11 protein-coding genes are annotated in these 18,359 nt (G+C 71.7%); 8 read left to right on the top strand and 3 right to left on the bottom strand.

What is annotated here, in order from left to right; genetic code table 11:
* Window positions 1-37 precede the first annotated feature (37 nt).
* Window positions 38-5,542, bottom strand: coding sequence for an amino acid adenylation domain-containing protein (locus ABZ857_RS15155; protein ID WP_357043121.1), 5,505 nt, complete (start codon window positions 5,540-5,542; stop codon window positions 38-40).
* A gap of 504 nt (window positions 5,543-6,046) precedes the next feature.
* Here ABZ857_RS15155 and ABZ857_RS15160 point away from each other — a divergent pair.
* The 5 genes from ABZ857_RS15160 (at window position 6,047) to ABZ857_RS15180 (ending at window position 12,611) form a co-directional block, all read left to right on the top strand.
* Window positions 6,047-6,973, top strand: a complete 927-nt coding sequence (locus tag ABZ857_RS15160; protein WP_357043123.1) for a TauD/TfdA family dioxygenase — start codon at window positions 6,047-6,049, stop codon at window positions 6,971-6,973.
* A gap of 25 nt (window positions 6,974-6,998) precedes the next feature.
* Complete coding sequence (locus ABZ857_RS15165) at window positions 6,999-9,068, top strand: HAD-IIIC family phosphatase (RefSeq protein WP_357043125.1); 2,070 nt, start codon at window positions 6,999-7,001, stop codon at window positions 9,066-9,068.
* Between the two features lie 4 nt (window positions 9,069-9,072).
* A complete protein-coding gene (locus ABZ857_RS15170; RefSeq protein ID WP_357043127.1) occupies window positions 9,073-10,392 on the top strand; it encodes a glycosyltransferase in 1,320 nt (439 codons plus the stop codon).
* Between the two features lie 45 nt (window positions 10,393-10,437).
* On the top strand, window positions 10,438-11,265 hold the full coding sequence (locus tag ABZ857_RS15175; RefSeq protein WP_357043129.1) for an SDR family oxidoreductase: 828 nt from the start codon (window positions 10,438-10,440) through the stop codon (window positions 11,263-11,265).
* 68 nt (window positions 11,266-11,333) lie between these two features.
* The gene (locus ABZ857_RS15180; protein ID WP_357043130.1) at window positions 11,334-12,611 is read left to right on the top strand and encodes a GAF domain-containing protein; all 1,278 of its coding nucleotides are present in this window, start codon (window positions 11,334-11,336) and stop codon (window positions 12,609-12,611) included.
* Between the two features lie 38 nt (window positions 12,612-12,649).
* On the opposite strand, the gene ABZ857_RS15185 is transcribed toward ABZ857_RS15180, so the two are convergent.
* Window positions 12,650-13,915, bottom strand: a complete 1,266-nt coding sequence (locus ABZ857_RS15185) for a serine hydrolase domain-containing protein (protein ID WP_357043132.1) — start codon at window positions 13,913-13,915, stop codon at window positions 12,650-12,652.
* A gap of 166 nt (window positions 13,916-14,081) precedes the next feature.
* On the opposite strand from ABZ857_RS15185, the gene adh reads away from it, so the two are divergent.
* The 3 genes from adh (at window position 14,082) to ABZ857_RS15200 (ending at window position 17,127) form a co-directional block, all read left to right on the top strand.
* Complete coding sequence (adh, locus tag ABZ857_RS15190; RefSeq protein WP_357043134.1) at window positions 14,082-15,605, top strand: aldehyde dehydrogenase; 1,524 nt, start codon at window positions 14,082-14,084, stop codon at window positions 15,603-15,605.
* Window positions 15,605-15,985: a DUF779 domain-containing protein gene (locus ABZ857_RS15195; protein WP_357043136.1), complete on the top strand. Its 381-nt coding sequence runs from the start codon at window positions 15,605-15,607 to the stop codon at window positions 15,983-15,985. Before adh ends, ABZ857_RS15195 begins: the two co-directional genes overlap by 1 nt.
* A gap of 146 nt (window positions 15,986-16,131) precedes the next feature.
* A complete protein-coding gene (locus tag ABZ857_RS15200; RefSeq protein ID WP_357043138.1) occupies window positions 16,132-17,127 on the top strand; it encodes a Fic family protein in 996 nt (331 codons plus the stop codon).
* 77 nt (window positions 17,128-17,204) lie between these two features.
* On the opposite strand, the gene ABZ857_RS15205 is transcribed toward ABZ857_RS15200, so the two are convergent.
* Window positions 17,205-18,359 (bottom strand): RICIN domain-containing protein (locus tag ABZ857_RS15205; protein ID WP_357043140.1); only part of this gene is annotated, 1,155 nt, incomplete at its 5' end.

An 18,359-nucleotide genomic window follows, 5' to 3' on the forward strand; every position in this document is an offset into this window, starting at 1 on the left:
CCCGGCGGCCCGCACGCCATTCACAGGTCAGAGCATCTCAGAGCATCTCGGCGCGCCGGCCGCGCAGCGCCTCCAGGCCGACCAGGTCGTCCGGCTCGGCGTCCGGGGTCTCCTGGTCGAACCTCGCCAGGGCCGGGTGGCGCAGGGCCAGCGTGATCGTGAGCGCGATGGCCAGGCCGCACACGACGTACAGCAGGCCGATGCCGCGGCCCTCGCCGACCCCGATCACCCTGCCGACCGTGCCGGCCAGCGGGCCGTCCGGCCGCATCAGCGGCTCGAAGACCAGCCCCACCAGCCAGGCCTGTACGGCCAGGCCGACCGGCTGGGTCGACAGCGCGAGCATCCGGTTGATCGCGATGACCCGGGCGTGGTAGCGCTGGGGCACCTTCGAGTGGATGATCGTCAGCCAGATGCCGTCGCTGATCGTCATCATCAGCGACATGCCGAAGGCCCCGACCGTGATGAGGACGAGCGACGGGCGCAGCCCGGCGATCGCGCAGAAGATCCCGAGCACACCGGCGGCCGACAGCATGCCGAACATCCGGCGGTCGCGCGGGCCGCCCCACAGCGTGATGACCAGGCCGCCGCAGACCGCGCCGATCCCGGCGAGCAGCGCCACCCGCCCGGTGTCGGCCAGCTCGCCGACCGACAGCACCAGCGGCGAGATCATGATGAACCCGGTGAACAGGAAGAAGTTCACGATGAACATCGTGAAGGCCATGGCCCGCAGGCCCCGCCGCCGCAGCAGGTAGCGGAAGCCGTTGCGGATCTCGGCGGAGACCGTCTCCCTGCGCCGCCAGGCCATCGTGGCCGGGAAGCGCACGAGCAGGGTCACGGCGAACGCGATCGCGTAGCAGACCACGTTGGCGGTCAGGATGCCCTCGATGCCGATCAACGCCAGCACGGCGACGGAGAACAGCGGGACCATGAGCTGGGCCACGGCGTTGCCGAGCTGGACGACGCCGCCGACGTGGTGCAGGTAGTGCTTGGGCGCGAGCTGCGGACCGGCCGACTGCCAGGCCACCCGTTGCAGGGTCACCGATATCGACAGCACCACCAGCAGGCCGTACAGCACGGGCATGGTCAGCACGTCGCCGGCCATCAGCGCGAGCAGCGCGGCCTGTACGGCCAGGGACACGCCGTCGGCCGCCAGCATCGCCCGCTTGCGGTCGTACCGGTCGACGAGTGCGCCGATCAGCGGCGCGAGCACGAGCCCCGGCACCAGCCCGATGATGGCGAACAGGCCGAACTGCACCAGCGAGCCGGTCTTCAGGTACGCCCAGATCGGCACCGCGAACTCGGTCATCACGGCGCCGATCATGGAGACGATCTGGCCGGTCGCCACCGTGAAGAAGCGGCCCAGGCTGGGCTGCGGCCCGGCGACGTCGGCCCGCCGGTCGGTGGACAGCGCCTGCCGCCACCAGGTCGCCGGGTCGTCGGGCGGGCGTGGCCGCCACTCCCCGGGACTCTCGACGGCGGTGTGGGTGGTCGTGACGATCGCGGCCAGTTCCTCGGTGCGATACCGGAGGAAGTAGTGACCGGCCTCGGCCATCACGACCAGCGCCGTGGTCTCGGAGACGCAGTGCCAGTCGCGGTAGCGCTCCTGGTAGAAGTCGGTCAGCGCGTCGCGGTCGCCGACAATGGAGATCACCGGGGCGCGCAGCTGCGGGCTCTGCCGCTCCACGAGCTCGCTGAAGTAGTCCTCGCCGGCCCGCGCGTCCACCCGCATCGTGCGGATGATGTGGTCGACCTGATCGGGGTCGAGGTCCTGCAGGTCGGCGCCCATCGCGCGGAGCCAGTTCGCGTGCGCGTTGGCGTTGTCCAGCGCCTTACTGCGGAAGATGCGGCCCAGCAGGCCGTTCAGGCCCTTCGTGGGGGTGGCGAACGGGAAGCTGCCGCCCATGTAGACGGCCTCGACGCGCCGTCCGGCGGCCTCCAGCCGCCGCGCGATCTCGGCGGTCAGCGCGCTGCCGACGCAGTGGCCGTACAGCGCGACCGGGCCGCGCACGCGGTCGAGCACCTCGTCGCAGACCCGCTGGGCGGCCTCGTGGAAGCCGATCGTGCTCTCCTCGACGCCCAGCTCGTGGCCGGGCAGGGCGACCGCGAACAGCGAGTGACCGTCCGGCAGCGCGTCCGCCAGCGGCTGGTAGACCATCGCGCTGGCCCCGCCGTACGGGATGCAGACGAGCGACAGCGTCGGCGCCTTGACCGGACGGGTGAGCTCGACCAGCAGGCCACGCGGGCCGTCCCCGGGCTCCTCGGGTGTCTCCTGAGCGGCGTCGATCAGCGCGGCCAGCTCGCGGACGGTGCGGTTGGCGATCGCGTCGAGCACGGTCACCTGGTAGCCGCCGGCGGGCAGCGCCTGGCGCAGCTTGGCGACCATGCGGATGAGCAGCAGCGAGTGGCCGCCGAGCGCGTTGAAGTCGCTGTCGATCGAGACGGCCTCGATGCCGAGGACCTCCCGCCAGACCCCGGCCACCGTGATCTCGGTCTCGGTGGTCGGCTCCGCCAGCTCCTCGCCCACCCGGACCACCGGATCGGGCAGCGCCCTGCGGTCCACCTTGCCGTTGGCGTTGAGCGGGATGGTCTCCAGCGGCACGAACACCGACGGGACCATGTATTCCGGCAGCCGGGCCGTGCAGTGCTCGGCGAGATCGGATAACTCGGCATCTGTCGCCACGTAGTAGGCGACCAGCCGCTTGTCCTCGGGTGTGAACGCGTGCACGGTGACGACCGCGTCGCGCACGCCGGGGTGATCGAGGACGGCCGCCCGCACCTCGTCCAGCTCGATGCGGTAGCCGCGGATCTTCACCTGGTCGTCGAACCGGCCGAGGAAGGCCACGTTCCCGTCGCGGGTCCAGGCCACCCGGTCGCCGGTGCGGTACATCCGTCCGCCCCCGTTCCCGGAAACAGGGTGGAAGGGATCCGGCAGGAACCGCTCCTCGGTGAGGTCCGGCCGGTTGATGTAGCCCCGGGTCACGCCCACGCCGCCGACGTACAGCTCGCCCGGCACGCCGACCGGCTGCAGCCGCCGGGCGGCGTCCAGGACGTACATCCGCATGTTGGGCAGCGGGCGGCCGATCGGGACGACCTCCACGAGCTGGGCGTCCCGCACGGGGTAGACACACGTGCCGACCGACGCCTCGGTGGGGCCGTACTCGTTGATCAGCCGGCCCGGGCCGAGCATTTCCAGCCACCGGTTGGCCATCGAGCCGGGCAGCGCCTCGCCCGCCACGACGATCTTCCCGGCGAGCGCGGCGGCCTGCCGGGCGTCGATCTGGTGACCGAGCACCTCCAGGTGGCCGGGAGTGCACTTGATGAAGCCGTACGGCCCGCCCGCCACCAGCAGCGCGCCCAGCTCGCCCATGTCGAAGTCCTGCGGCAGCACGGTGACGCGCTGACCGGCGGCGAGCGGCGCCCACAGGTTGGGCACCACGAGGTCGAACGCCACTGAGCCGAACAGCGGGGCGCCGCCGTCGCCTTCGGACGCCAGGTCCTCGACGGCCCACCACACGTGGTTCACCAGCCCGCGGTGGGTGACCTGCACGCCCTTCGGCTTGCCCGTGGACCCCGACGTGAAGATCACATACGCCAGCCGGTCGATGTCGTACGGCACGCCGACCGGGTCGCTCGGCTGCTCGTCGAGCAGGCCGCCCTCCACGTCCACGAGGTCCACGGCGTCGACACCGTCGAAGAGGTGCGCGTGACCCGCCGAGGTCAGGACCAGCGGGGTCGCGGCGATCGACAGCATGTCGCGGACGCGCTGCGCGGGAAACCTGGGGTCCATCGGCAGGTAGGCGGCGCCCGCCTTCCACACGCCCAGCAGGCAGGCGATCAGTTCCGGACTCCGGTCGAGCAGCACGCCCACCGTGTCCTCCGGGCCGATGCCCCGCTCGCGCAGCAGATGGGCGACCTGGTTGGCGCGGGCGTGCAGCTCGGCGTACGTGGTCGTGCGGCCCTCGAAGGAGACCGCCACCGCGCCGGAGCCCGCGTGCCGGTCCAGCAGCTCGGGCAGGGCCACCTCCGGGTACGGCCGGGCGGAGTCGTTCCACGCGCCGAGCACGAGGTCGCGCTCGGCGTCGGTCAGCAGGTCGAGGCCGGCCAGCGGCGTGTCCGGCGCGGCGGCGATCCGCTCGGCCAGCGCCCGGTAGTGCCCGGCGAGCCGGGCGACGGCGTCCTCGTCGAACCGGTCCCTCTGGTAGGTCAGGTAGAGCTTGGGGTCGTCCGCCTCGCCGAGGTGGACCAGCAGCGCCAGGTCGTAGGTGAAGTCGTCGACCTCGTGCTCCCACACCGAGGCGTCGAGCTCGGGCCAGCGCCCGCGCTGGTCGCGGAAGGCCCGCAGCGAGAAGCCCACCGTGGACAGCGAGAACGCGCGGGCGTCCCGGTCGCTCAGCGCCCCGGCGAGCTCGGAGAACGGCAGGTGGTTGGCGAGCGCCTCGCCGAGCCTGCGCCGCACCCCGGCCGCGGCCTGCCGGAACGACGGGTCGCCCGACAGGTCGGCCCGCAGCGGGAGGGCGTTGACGAAGCAGCCCACGACGGGCTCCAGCTCCACCCGGCGGCGGCCCCCGTTCACGGAGGCGATCGTGAGGTCGTCCTGCCCGGTGTAGCGGGCCAGCAGCATCGAGAAGACCGTGAGCAGCGCCACGAACGGCGTGGTCCCCGGCCCGCCCGCCTCCTGGAGCAGCCGGAGCGTCTCGCCGGGCAGCGTGAACAGGTGGGAGCCGCTCCGCTTGCCCCCGGCGACGCCCTGGCCGTCCCGCGCGATGGGGAGCTCCACCGCGCCGGCGCCGTCGAGCCGTTCGCGCCAGTACGCCAGGCGCCGCTCGCGCAGCTCCGGCGTGAGCTCGCGGCGCGACCAGGCGGCGTAGTCGGCGTACTGGATCGCGGGCGGGCCGATGTCCACCGGGCGGCCCTCGTGGGCGGCGGCGTACGCCGTGGTCAGCTCGTCCACGACGATGCCGACCGACCACCCGTCGCACGCGATGTGGTGACAGGCGAACAGCAGCACGTGGTCCTCGTCGGCCAGCCGGACCAGCGTGGTCCGGTGCACCGGGCCGGTCGCCAGGTCGAAGCGCTCGACCGCCGCCGCGAGCGTGATCTCCCGGGCCCGGTCCTCGCGCTCGGACTCCGGCAGGTGCCGCAGGTCGACCACGTGCAGCGGCGCGGGCCCGGGGTCCAGGACGATCTGGCGGGGCTCGTGGTCGCCGCGGACGGGGCCGTCCGCACCGCTCTCGTAGACGGTGCGCAGGATCTCGTGGCGCTCGACCAGGCCGTCCAGGGCCGCGGTCAGGGCGGGGACGTCGAGCGGGCCGGTGAGCCGCAGGCCGATCGTCGCGTTCGGCGCGGGCGCTCCCTCGGCGAACCGCGCGCCGAGCCACATCTGGGCCTGCTCGTACGAGCAGGGCGCGGGCCCCTCGTCCTGCCGGGTGATCGCGTTCGCGGCGGCGGCCCTGGCGGCGAGAAGCCGGCGCAGCGCCTCCTGGCGGCGTGGGGAAAGCGACGCTATTAGATGCTCGTTGTCAGTCGTCGGCGTTATCGTCACCGAGCGTTCTCCTCTCTGCGACTAATGCGCAGGACAGCTGACCACGCAGAAAAGTGGTTGAACCAGAAAACGCTTGATCGTCGATTGCGCAGGACCTCTCCGCGTATCTCGCCGCGTTTCGGGCCGAGATGCGTGGGAGCGCTCCCATGAAAGTGATTATTTTACGATACGGGACGCACGCTGGGTAACGCAAGCCTCACTTCGACCTGCGCTCGGGCGCCCAGAGTAAGGGGAAACCGACCTTCCGTCATCGGTTGCGGGGGGCGAAACATGCGCGTTCGCCGGCATTGTCGGTGGCCACTGGGGCAAGTCGGATAATTTGACTGACGTCGTCGGGCGAACCGGATCAAATATGTTTCTTGCGCGTGACCCGACCCGGGTTCTATGTTGGCCGCCGGAATCTCTTTCTCGCAGGGGCGCCGCCTATTCGAGGGCTCGCCTGCCTCCTTGATTCGATTTTCTCCGTGCTCGGCCGTGGCCGGATTTCGCGCAGAAGGAGGACGCATGGACGACTTGTGGAAGCCCCTGGAAATAACCCCGGACGGCGGCCCGGCCACGCCCGAGGGACTGGTGGAACGCCTGCGCGGAACGGACGTGGGCGACCTGCTCGTGCGGGAGAAGGCCCTCGTCTTCCGGGGCTTCGGCGTCACTCCCGGGACCCTCGACCCCGTCATGGACACGCTCCTGCCCAACCGGCTGGCGTACGTCCACGGCAACTCGCCCCGCACCAAGGTGGGCGGCAACGTCTACACCTCCACCGAGTATCCGCCCGAGTACACGATCTCGATGCACAACGAGCTGTCCTACTCGGCCACCTGGCCCTCGCGCCTGCTGTTCTTCTGCGAGAAGGCGGCCGAGACCGGCGGGGCCACCCCCGTGGTGGACGGCGTGCGCTGGCTGGAGTCGCTCGACGACGAGGTCAGGGAGGCCTTCGCCAAGGGCGTGCGCTACACCCAGAACCTCCACGCGGGCCGGGGGCTCGGCAAGAGCTGGCAGGACACGTTCGAGACCGGCGACCGCGACGAGGTGGCCGGATTCCTCGACCGGATCGGCGCGGACTGGCAGTGGCGGCCCGACGGGGGCCTGCGGGTCTCCCAGGTCAGGCCGGCCACCACCCGGCACCCCGTGACCGGGACCGAGGTGTGGTTCAACCAGGCCGACCAGTGGCATCCGGCATCGCTGGGCGACGAGTCCGCCGCCATGCTCGCCGAACTCATGCCGCCGGAGGAGCTGCCCCAGTCGGTGACCTTCCCCGACGGCGCCCCGATCCCCGGCGAGTACGTGATCCAGGTGCGTGACCGGGGCCTGGACAACGCGGTCGACGTGGACTGGCGGACCGGCGACCTGCTGTTGATCGACAACGTGCTGGTCGGCCACGGCCGCAGGCCCTTCACCGGCTCCCGCCGCGTCCTCGTCGCCATGTCCGACTGATCGCGCTCTCGAAGGGGAAACCGCAGTGAACAAGATCGGACTTGGGGTCGCCGCGACCTTCACCGCCGAGCCGCTCGCCGACGCTCTGCGGTTCTGGCTCGGCGAGCTCGGCGTCGGGGGTGGGATCGCCTTCGCGCCGTACGGCCAGGTGTTCCCCTCGCTGCTCGACCCCGGCAGCGAGCTCGGCCGGGCCGGCGCCGCCGTCGTCCTGGTCCGTGCCGAGGATCTGGTCGCCGGGGAGGACGGGCTCGACGAGGTGGAGGCCGTGGCCAGGGACCTCATCGCCGCGTTGCGGGCCTCGGCGGCGGCGTCGGGCACGCCCCACGTGCTGGTCGTCTGCCCCGCCTCGCCGGAGCGCGGCTCGGCCGCCGCGCACGCCCGGCTGGCCGCGAGGCTGACCGAGGCGTTCGAGGACCACTCCGCCGTGTCCGTGCTCACGTCGGCGGAGCCGTACGAGCCGGGGGAGGACTCGCAGGACGGCGAGATCCACGACGCCTGGGCCGACCGCACCGGCAACGTCCCCTACACCGACCGCTACTTCGCGGCGTGCGCGTCGGCGGTCGTGCGCCGCCTGCGCGCCATGACCACCCCGCGCCCCAAGGTCGTCGTGGCCGACTGCGACGGCACGCTGTGGGACGGCGTCGTCGGCGAGGACGGCCCGGACGGCGTGGTGATCGGCCCCGACCGGATGGAGATCTGGCGGCTGCTCGCCCGTCAGGTCGCCGCCGGCAGGCTGCTGTGCCTGTGCAGCAAGAACGAGGAGAAGGACGTCCGCGCCGTCCTCGACCGGCATCCGGAGCTGCCGCTCGGCACCGGCGACATCACCGCGATGCGCGTCGGATGGGAGGCGAAGTCGCAGGCTCTGCGCTCCCTCGCGGCCGAGCTGAACGTCGGGCTCGACTCCTTCGTCCTGATCGACGACAGCCCGATCGAGTGCGCCGAGGTCCGCGCCGGCTGCCCGGAGGCGCTGACGCTGCGGGTCCCGGCGGACGCGGCGCGGGCGGCGGAGTTCCTGCGGCACTGCTGGCCGCTCGACCTGACCGCGGTCACCGCGGCCGACCGCGAGCGCACGCGCTACTACCGGGAGGAACGGCGGCGTGAGCAGGCCAGGGCGGGGATGTCCCTCGCCGACTTCTTCGCCACGCTCGACCTGCGGGTGACGATCACCCCCGCCGGTCCCGAGCACGAGGCGCGGGCCGCCCAGCTCGCCGAGCGGACCAACCAGTTCAATCTGTCCGGCGTACGGCTGCTGCCGGCCGGTGCGGAGTGCCACGTCGTCGCGGTGCGGGACCGGTTCGGCGACTACGGCGTGGTCGGGCTGACCGCCGCGCGGGCGGACGGCGACACGCTCCGGGCCGAGGCGTTCCTGCTGAGCTGCCGCGCGCTGGGACGCGGGGTGGAGCACCGCATGCTCGCGCACCTGGGCGAGCTCGCCCGCGAGCGGGGGCTGGCCCGGGTGGCCCTGGACTTCCGCCCGAGCGGGCGCAACCGGCCCGCCGCCGACTTCCTCGCCACGCTGCCCGCCACGGCCGAGCCGTACGGCGAGGGGGTCCGGCACGTCCTCGACGCGGACGCGGCGGCGGCCGTCAGGCATTCCCCCGAGGCGACCGGCCCGCGGGACGAACCGGCGCCGGGCCCTGCTGAGGAGAGGGCAGCGGGGCCCGTCGCCGACTGGGTCACCGTCGAGCGGATCGCGACCGGGCTGACCGGCGCGGACGCGATCCTGGCGGCGATGCGCGCGGCGCGGCCCGCGGTGGCGGTCGCCGGGGCGAGCCCGGTCGAGGCCGCCGTCATGGGGTGGTGGGCGGAGCTGCTCGACGTGCCGCCCACCTCCGTGACCGACGGGTTCTTCGAGCTGGGCGGCCACTCGCTGCGCCTGGTGCAGTTCATGGCGCGGGTGCGCGCCGAGTTCGGCGTCGAGCTGCCCTTCGACACCCTTTACACCACCTCGTTCACTGTGGCCGAGGTCGCGAAGGTGATCGAGGAGCGGCAGCTGGCGGAGGCCGGGGACGAGGAGCTGGCCGGGCTGCTCGACGAGCTCGCCGGACTGTCGGACGAGGAGATCGACGCCCTGCTCGCCTCCGGGGACGCCTGACCCGATGGCCGTGATCCTGCTGAGCACCCACGGCACCAACGGCGACGTCCTGCCGTTCGTACGGCTCGGTCGCGAGCTGGCGGCCCGGGGTCACGAGGTGAGCGTGCTCACCCACGCGTGGTTCGCCGGCCGGATCGCCGCCGCCGGGCTGCGCCACCTGCCGATCGACACCGACGAGGCGTACGACCGCCATCTGGAGGACACCCGCAGGTTCATGCTCGACCCCCTGCGCGATCCGGACGGGGTTCTGGCGCTCTACCGGCGCAACGGGCTGTTCGGCCAGCTCCGCGACGAAGTGGAGATGATCAAGGCGCACTACCGGCCGGGGGAGACGGTGGTCGTGGCCCGGCACACCTCGGGCGTCGCGGCGCTCATGGCCGCCGAGCTGCACGGGGTGCCGGTCGCGCTGGTGGCGGTCTCGCCCAGCCAGTACCTCGCGCTGCCGGTGACCGGGCAGGTCTACCGGCACGTGCTCGGGCCCGGCTACGACGAGGTCTTCCGGGCCTTCGGGCTGCCGCCGGTGCGCGACTGGAGCGCGTACCTGACCATGCCGCGCACCCAGCTGGCGCTGTGGCCCGAGTGGTTCGACGCGGCGGGCCACCCCGCGCCCTCCTCGGTCACCCGCTGCGGCTTCGTGATGGGCGACTCCGTGACGGGCGACTCCGTGACGGGCGACTCCGTGATGGGCGACACGGCCGACGGCGCGGCGCCGCGGTGGCCTGAGCCGCCCGTCCTGATCACCGGTGGCACCGGGCAGGTGCTCCACCAGCGGTTCTACGAGGTGGCGGCCCGTGCCTGCCGCCTCGTCGGCCGGCCGGGGCTGCTGGTGACGCGGCACCGGTCGTTCGTCCCCGACCCGCTGCCCGAGGGGGTCGAGTGGACGCCCTCTGCGCCGTTCGCGGCGGTCATGCCGCACGCGAGCGCGGTCGTCCACCACGGCGGGATGGGCACGCTCGCCCGGGCGCTGGCGTCGTCGGCGCCGCAGGTCCTGCTCGCGCACGGCGTGGACCGGCCGGACAACGCGGAACGGCTGGAGCGCGCCGGGGTGGCGGCCTGGCTGCCCGTGTCGCACTGGACCGAGGAACGGGTGGCCGGCCTGCTGGCCCGGGCCCTGGAGGACCACGGATACCGGGAGCGTGTCGCGCCGCTCGCAGCCGACGCCGTCTCGGAGGAGTCCGTGCGCGTCGCCGCCGGGCACGTCGAGGCGCTGATCGGCACCGACGCGGTCCTGAAGCGGCCGGATCCGCGTGAGCGGCTGGCGCGTCTCACCCCGGAGCAGCGCACGCGCCTGGCCGCGATGGCCCGCGCCCGCCGGGGCGTGTGAAGGAGGGCCTCCCGGGTACGCCGTACGGCCACGAAGGGGGGCGCAGTGAGCGAGGAGACGACGGCGCCGATTTCGCGCTTCGACTACGACAAGGTGGCGATCGTCACCGGAGCCGACTCGGGGATCGGGCAGGCGACCGCGGTGATGCTCGCCGCCCAGGGCTTCGACGTCGGCATCACCTATCACCGGGACGAGGACGGGGCCCGGGAGACGGCGGAACAGGTCGCGGAACAGGATCGCCGCGCCGCCGTCCGGCGGCACGACCTGACCGACCCCGTCACCGCCGCCGCAGTGATCGACGAGCTCGCCGACGAGCTGGGCGGCCTCGGCGTGCTGGTCAACAACGCGGGCACCGGCACGGCAGAGCCGCTGCTGGAGATCGGTTACGACCGGTGGCGGTCGGTCCTCGCGGTCGATCTCGACGGGCCGTTCCTGTGCTCGCAGCGGGCCGCCCGCCGGATGATCGAACGCGGCGCCGGCGGCCGGATCGTCAACGTGACCAGCGTCCACGAGGAGTATCCCCGCCTCGGGGCCGGGCCGTACTGCGCGGCGAAGGGCGGCCTGCGCATGCTCAGCCGCACGCTCGCCATCGAGCTGGCCAGGCACGGCATCACGGTCAACACCGTGGCCCCCGGGGAGATCGCGACCCCCATGACCGGCCAGGAGGACCAGCCGCCCCGGCCGGGCACCCGGCCCGGCTACCCCCTCGGCCGTCCGGGCGACGCCCGCGAGGTCGCCGCCGTGATCGCCTTCCTGGCCGGGCCGGCCGCGTCGTACGTCACCGGCGCGTCGCTGTTCGTGGACGGCGGGCTCGGCCTGATGGGCCCGCAGGCCGCCGGGGACATCGGCAAGGACATCTGGGCGGGCGCCTGACGGACCCTTGTCGCGCGGCCCGGGCGTGGGTGACGATGGCGCCTGAAGACGCGGAGAGTGAGGGCGCCGTGACCAATCCATGGCTCGCGCTTGAATCCGGGGCCGACGCGGCGGAGCGCACCGGTGAGCTGCGCCGCGCCCATGAGCGCTTCCTTTCGGCCGGGGCGATCGACGGCCCGATCGACGGCCCCGTGCGCGCGGTGGTGGCCGACTCGTGGCGGCGCTCGGCCCGCGCTGTGGATCCGGACGCGCTCGCGCCGCTGGAGCTCACCGACGCCGAACTCGAGGATTATCGCGACGCGCACCCGCTGGCCCAGGTGCTGCCGCTGTTCCGCGACCTGCTGGGCGGCATCGCCGACGACGGGCGGCACCTGCTCGCGGTGTGCGACGCGGCCGGCCGGCTGCTGTGGGTCGAGGGTCACCGCGGGGCGCGGGCGCGGGCCGAGCGGATGAACTTCGTCGCCGGGGCCCGGTGGGACGAGTCCCACGCGGGCACCAATGCCCCCGGCCTCGCGCTCACGGTCGGCCATCCGGTGCAGATCTTCGCGGCCGAGCACTTCGCCGTACCGGTGCAGCCGTGGACCTGCGCCGCCGCGCCGATCCACGACCCGCACACCGGCCGCCTGCTCGGCGCGGTCGACGTGACCGGCGGCGACAACCTGGCCAGCCCGTACAGCCTGGCCCTCGTGCAGGCGGCGGCCCGCGCCGCCGAGGCCCATCTGGCCACGCTTCCGGCTCCGGCGCTCGCGCCCGCCGTGACGCTCACGGCCCTGGGCCGGGACGACGCCGTGCTCGCCGAGGGTCCGCGCCGCATCAGGCTCGGCCCCCGGCACAGCGAGATCGTCGTGCTGCTGGCCTGCCACCCCGGGGGACTGAGCAGCGACCAGCTCAGCGCGGAGCTGTACGGCGACCGCATGCTGAACCCCGTCACGCTGCGCGCGGAGCTGTCCCGGCTGCGCCACCGGCTGGGCCCGCTGCTCGACTCCCGTCCGTACCGGCTCCGGGTGCCGGTGCGGGCCGACTTCCAGGCGCTCGCCGAGCATTTGGCCGCCGCGGACGCCGACGCGGCCCTGCGTGCCTACCGGGGGCCGCTCCTGCCGGGCTCGGACGCTCCCGGCGTCGTCTGGCAGCGCCGCCTGCTCGACGACGGCGTACGCGACCTGCTGGTGTCCCGGCGCGACCCCGCGCTGCTCGAACGGTGGACGCGCGCGCCGTGGGGGAGGGACGACATCGTCGCCTGGCAGGCGCTGCTGGCCGCGCTGCCCGCCGGGTCCCCGGCCCGGGCGCGGGCCGCGCGGCGGGTGCGCGACCTCGACGCGGAGTACGGCCTGCCGGCGCCATGGTGAGGGCCATGGTGAGGGCCTGGTGAGGGGCGTGGTGAGACTCAGAGGCCGTACGTGGAGAAGAGGTTCGTGGTGGGCCAGGACGTGACCGAGTTCGCGGCGGTGTGGAGAAGGGAGTCGATGTCCCCGTAGCTAAGCCCGGAGGCGTCGTCGCGCTGGTCGAACAGCACCACCCAGCTCAGCCCGTCGTACCGCCGGACCATGAGCGTGGAGGTGCCGGCCAGCGACCCCGTGTGCCAGGTGTTGCGGCCCCCGGTGACCGGGCGGACCTGCCAGCCGAGGCCGTAGTACCAGCCGTCGGAGTTGACTCCGATCGACGGCTTGGCGAACGCCTTGGAGATCGACGCCGAGGTCAGCACGCCGGCCGCGTCGAAGAGGGTGGTGAACTTGGCCAGGTCGACGGCGGTGGCGAGCCAGCCGCCGTGGGCGGCCATGTTCTCCAGGTTGAACCCGCCGTACGGGAAGGGCACCACGGAGCCGGAGGTGTCGATCACACTCTTGCCGGTGTACTGCGAGAAGTACGGCACCTCACCCGATTTACGGAGACTCTTCGCGGTCCTGCCGAGCACCATCCGCTTGATCTTGAGGGGTGTCAGCACCTTGCTCTGGACGTAGCTCGCGTACGAGACCCCGCTCGCCTTCTCGATGATCTTCTGCAGGAGGAGGTATCCGTAGTTCGAGTACGCGTACGTCGTGCCGGGGGCGTGGTCGAGCTTGCGGCCGGTGGTGTGTTCGATGATGTGCGCCTGGGTGACGGGCAGGGAGACGCCGAGCGCGGCCGCGATCGCCCTGTCGCTGAACATCGGGTCGCCCGACACGTCGAGGTCCCAGCCGCCCAGGTGCTGCAGCAGGTGGGTCACGGTGACGGCGGCGAGGCGCGGATCGGCCGCCGTGCTCAGTCCCAGCAGCGGCGCGACCTTGGCCGAGAGGCTGAGCTTGCCGTCCTGCGCCAGCTTCAGGACCGCGGCGGCGGTGACCGGCTTGCTCAGGCTCGCGACGCGGAACAGCGAGGTGGGTCCGGCCGTGAACGAGGTGTCCGCGGTCCAGTTGTAGCCGCGGGCGAGCACCAGCTTGCCCTTGCGGACCACGGCCAGGGACGCGTGCGGGATCGTCCGTGCCTGCATGAAGCGCTTCAGCGTGTCGTCGAAGGGCTTCAGCGACGTCGTGCTGCGGCCGGTGACGCTCCACACGCGGGCCGCCGCGCTCGCCGGCGACGCGGGCAGCCCGGCGGCCAGCCCCGCCGTCGCGCCGCCCGCCAGCAGGCGCAGGGCATCCCTGCGGGAGACGGAAAACGTTTCCGAAGTCATGACCGGTGATCTTAGGGGAGATTTGACCATTCATGACCGCGGCCCTGACCGTGCGGCCCGGAGGCTGTGTGCGAAACGTCTGGAACATGGACGCAACGTGTCGGCAACGTACCCGCTACTAACGTCCGGGACGTCAGACCCACACCCTGTCCGGGAGGTCCATCTCATGACCCGTTACGCCGCGCCGGGACAGCCGGACGCCCTCATGGCGTACGAGCAGCGTTACGACCACTGGATCGGCGGCGAGTACGTCCCGCCGCAGCGGGGGCAGTACTTCGAGAACCCCACGCCGGTGACCGGTCAGACCTTCACCGAGGTCGCGCGCGGCACGGCCGAGGACGTCGAGCGCGCGCTGGACGCCGCGCACGGCGCCGCCCCCGCCTGGGGCCGCACGTCCACGACCGAGCGGGCGAACATCCTCAACCGGATCGCCGACCGCATGGAGCAGAACCTGGAGCGGCTCGCCGTCGCCGAGACCTGGGAGAACGGCAAGCCGATCCGGGAGACGCTGGCCGCCGACATCCCGCTGGCCATCGACCACTTCCGCTACTTCGCGGGGGCGATCAGGGCCCAGGAGGGCAGCCTTTCGGAGATCGACGCGGACACCGTCGCCTACCACTTCCACGAGCCGCTCGGCGTCGTCGCCCAGATCATCCCGTGGAACTTCCCGATCCTGATGGCCGCCTGGAAGCTCGCGCCGGCGCTGGCCGCCGGTAACGCCGTGGTCCTGAAGCCGGCCGAGCAGACCCCGGCGTCGATCCACTACTGGATGAGCCTGGTGGCCGACCTTCTCCCGCCGGGCGTCCTCAACATCGTCAACGGGTTCGGCGTCGAGGCCGGCAAGCCGCTGGCCTCCAGCGCGCGGGTCGCGAAGGTGGCGTTCACCGGGGAGACCACCACCGGGCGGCTGATCATGCAGTACGCCAGCGAGAACATCAAGCCGGTCACGCTGGAGCTCGGCGGCAAGAGCCCCAACCTCTTCTTCGACGACGTGTCCTCCGCCGACGACGAGTTCTTCGACAAGGCGCTGGAGGGCTTCACGATGTTCGCCCTCAACCAGGGGGAGGTCTGCACCTGCCCCTCCAGGGCACTCATCCAGCAGGGCCACTACCAGCGGTTCCTGGAGGCCGCGGTCGAGCGTACGGAGAAGATCGTCCGTGGCCACCCGCTGGACCAGGCCACCATGGTCGGCGCGCAGGCGTCCAACGACCAGCTGGAGAAGATTCTCTCGTACCTCGACATCGGCCGGCAGGAGGGCGCCAAGGTGCTCACCGGCGGGCACCGCGCCGACCTCGGCGGCGAGCTGTCGGGCGGCTACTACGTCGAGCCGACGGTCTTCGAGGGCGCCAACCACATGCGGGTGTTCCAGGAGGAGATCTTCGGACCGGTCGTCTCGGTGACCTCGTTCACCGACTTCGACGACGCTATCAAGATCGCCAACGACACGTTGTACGGCCTCGGGGCGGGCGTGTGGACCCGGGACGTCAACAAGGCCTACCGGGCCGGCCGGGCCATCCAGGCCGGGCGGGTCTGGACGAACTGCTACCACGCCTATCCCGCCCACGCCGCCTTCGGCGGCTACAAGCAGTCGGGCATCGGCAGGGAGACGCACAAGATGATGCTCGACCACTACCAGCAGACCAAGAACCTGCTGGTCAGCTACTCGCCCTCGAAGCTCGGCTTCTTCTGATGCCCGAGGTGTCCCGCGTGGACCTCACCCCCGCGGCCGCCGACCTCATCCGGCGGCTGCGGGCGGCCCACGGCCCGCTGATGTTCCACCAATCCGGCGGCTGCTGCGACGGCAGCGCCCCGATGTGCTACCTGGAGGGCGAGTTCCGCACCGGCTCCTCGGACGTGCTGCTCGCCTCGCTGACCGTCGAGGGCGTCGACGAGCCCGTCACGTTCTGGATGTCGGCAAGCCAGTTCGAGCGCTGGCGGCACACCCACCTGACCGTGGACGTCGTCCCCGGCCGGGGCAGCGGCTTCTCCCTGGAGGCGCCGGAGGGCGTGCGTTTCCTGATCCGTTCCCGCCTGCTCACCGACGCCGAACGCGCCGCCCTCGACAGCTGACGAACAATCCCACGCCTGTCATCACTCCTTGTGATCTATGCACCACAACACGCAGCGACTTGATAAGTTCAATTAGCTGCTGGTGGGGCTTATCAAAATGGAAGAGGTGGCGCGTGGCTGGCAGAGGCAGGCCGAGCCGGACCACGGTGTACGCACGTCTGGATATGGCGCTCGCCGAACTGAACGACCGGCTCGGCGGCTTGCCGAACCCACGGGAGGCCCAGGAGATCTGGGATGACATCTGGCATGAGGAGGCTCATCACTCTACGGCCCTCGAAGGGAACACGCTCGTGCTCCGTGAGGTTCGAGCGCTTCTCGACCAGGGCAGGGCGGTGGGAGCGAAAGCCCTCCGCGAGTACAACGAGGTGCGTGGCTATGCCACGGCGGCGCAGTGGGTCTACGGGCAGGCGCTTGAGCCGGATGCCTGGCACGACGGAAACCTCATCACGATCAATGAGGTCCGGAGGGTCCACCATGCGGCGATGACTCCGGTCTGGGATGTTGCGCCACATCCGGACGCGACGGATCGCGAGGGGCCGGGAAACTTCCGCGAGCACGACATCATGCCCTTCTCCGAAGGGATGACGCCGCCACCTTGGCCCTTGGTGCCGGAGCAGGTCGGTCAGTGGGTCGCGGAGGTGTGCGCCCTGGGCAAGCGGATCGAGGCGGGTGACGAGCTTGAACATCCCCTGCCTGAGGAACTGGCCAGATTGCACAACGGCTTCGAGCGCATTCACCCCTTCCTCGATGGCAATGGTCGTACTGGACGTCTCGTTGTGAATCTCGTTCTCGTCAGGCTTCGCTACCCTCCGATCATCATTCTGAAGCGACAGCGTTCCTCCTACCTTGCGGCGCTGCGGCGAGCGGACAACGGGGACTACGGTGCGCTGGGTGAACTGATCGCACGCGCGATGGAGGACAATCTCAACCGCTTCATCGTCCCGAACATCGCCGGGCCTGCCCGTCTGGTTCCGCTGGCGGCGCTCGCCGACGAGGAGTTCAGCCTCGCGGCTCTCCGGCAGGCCGCTCAGCGTGGCCGCCTCAAGGCCGTCCAGGGGTCCGATGGGATCTGGAGGTCCTCACGCAAGTCCGTGGAGGCGTACCGGGCCTCGAAGCACCAGCGGCCGGCGGGGCGAGGATAAGAAGTGGCGGAGGCCGCGGCGGGTGGCCGCGGCCTCCGGGACTTCACAGGGATGTGCCGGTACCTGTGCGCCTGGAACTAGATCTTGCCGGTGCCCGCGTTGGCGAGGACGTTCGCCTTCACACCGCTGGGGTTGTCCACCGTGTACGAGTACGGGACGGAGGCGACGCTGCCGGAGGTCTGCGGCGTGCCCGAGTTCACGAAGTAGTTGTTGCGGGCGACGATCGACCCGCCCGGCGACGAGCCCTCGGCGATGTGGGTGGGCTCGGCGATGTTCTCGAAGTAGTTGCCCTCGACGAGCACGCCCGCGCCGCAGGTGGAGGCGATGCCGTAGCTGTAGTCGGTGTAGGACGGGTCCTTGTAGTAGTAGTTGTTGAACACGTGGACCGGGTTGCCGAAGCGCACCCGGGGGTTGCGCTGGGCGCAGGTCTGGAACGCGTTGTGGTGGTACGTCACGCGCAGGTGCCCGGAGTCCTCGGAGCTGTTGCCGTCGCTGTGGCCGACGAGCGAGCACTTGACGTGGTCGTGCAGCTTGTTCCAGGAGACGGTGACGTAGTCGGAGCCGTGCGTGACGTCCAGCAGGCCGTCGTAGTAGTCCGTGCCGTGGCTGGTGTCGCTCGACAGGTCGTTGTGGTCGAGCCACACGCGCTTGGCGTTGTCGAGGTGGATCGCGTCGCCGTTGCCGTTGCCGGCCCGGACCTTCGAGATCTTCATGTTGCGCACGATGACGTTGCCGACGTCACGGATGTTCAGGCCGCAGCCGGTCAGCCCGGAGTTCGCGCCGACGCCGAGGACAGTGGTGTTGCCGCCCACCCGTACGTCCTCGGAGCAGGTGAAGTTGCCGTTCACCTGGACGATCTTCGCGGCGTCGCCCTTCACGGCGGTGGTGAGCGCGGTCAGGGAGGTGACCGTCGTCGTGGCGCCGCCGGCGCCGCCGGTCGTGCCGCCGCCCTGGGTCGCCCAGCCGATCAGCCCGGTGGTGGGCGGGGTGGTCGGGCCGCCCGTGGGCGTGGTGCTGGGCGTGGGCGTCGGGCTGTTCGTGGGGGTGGCCGTGGGGGTGCCGCTCGGGGTCGAGCCGGCCGGTTGGAGGGTCCACTGTTTGGTGGCGGCCGAGTCGCAGGAGTTCTGCTGCACCGGCGCGCCCGAGGAGGTGGAGTTGTCCTTGGTGTTCAGGCACTTGTCGCTGTTGGCGTTGATCACCTGGTAGTTCGACCCCGAGGCGGTGAGTTCCCA

Source organism: Microbispora sp. NPDC046933, assembly GCF_040644635.1.
Taxonomy (GTDB): domain Bacteria; phylum Actinomycetota; class Actinomycetes; order Streptosporangiales; family Streptosporangiaceae; genus Microbispora.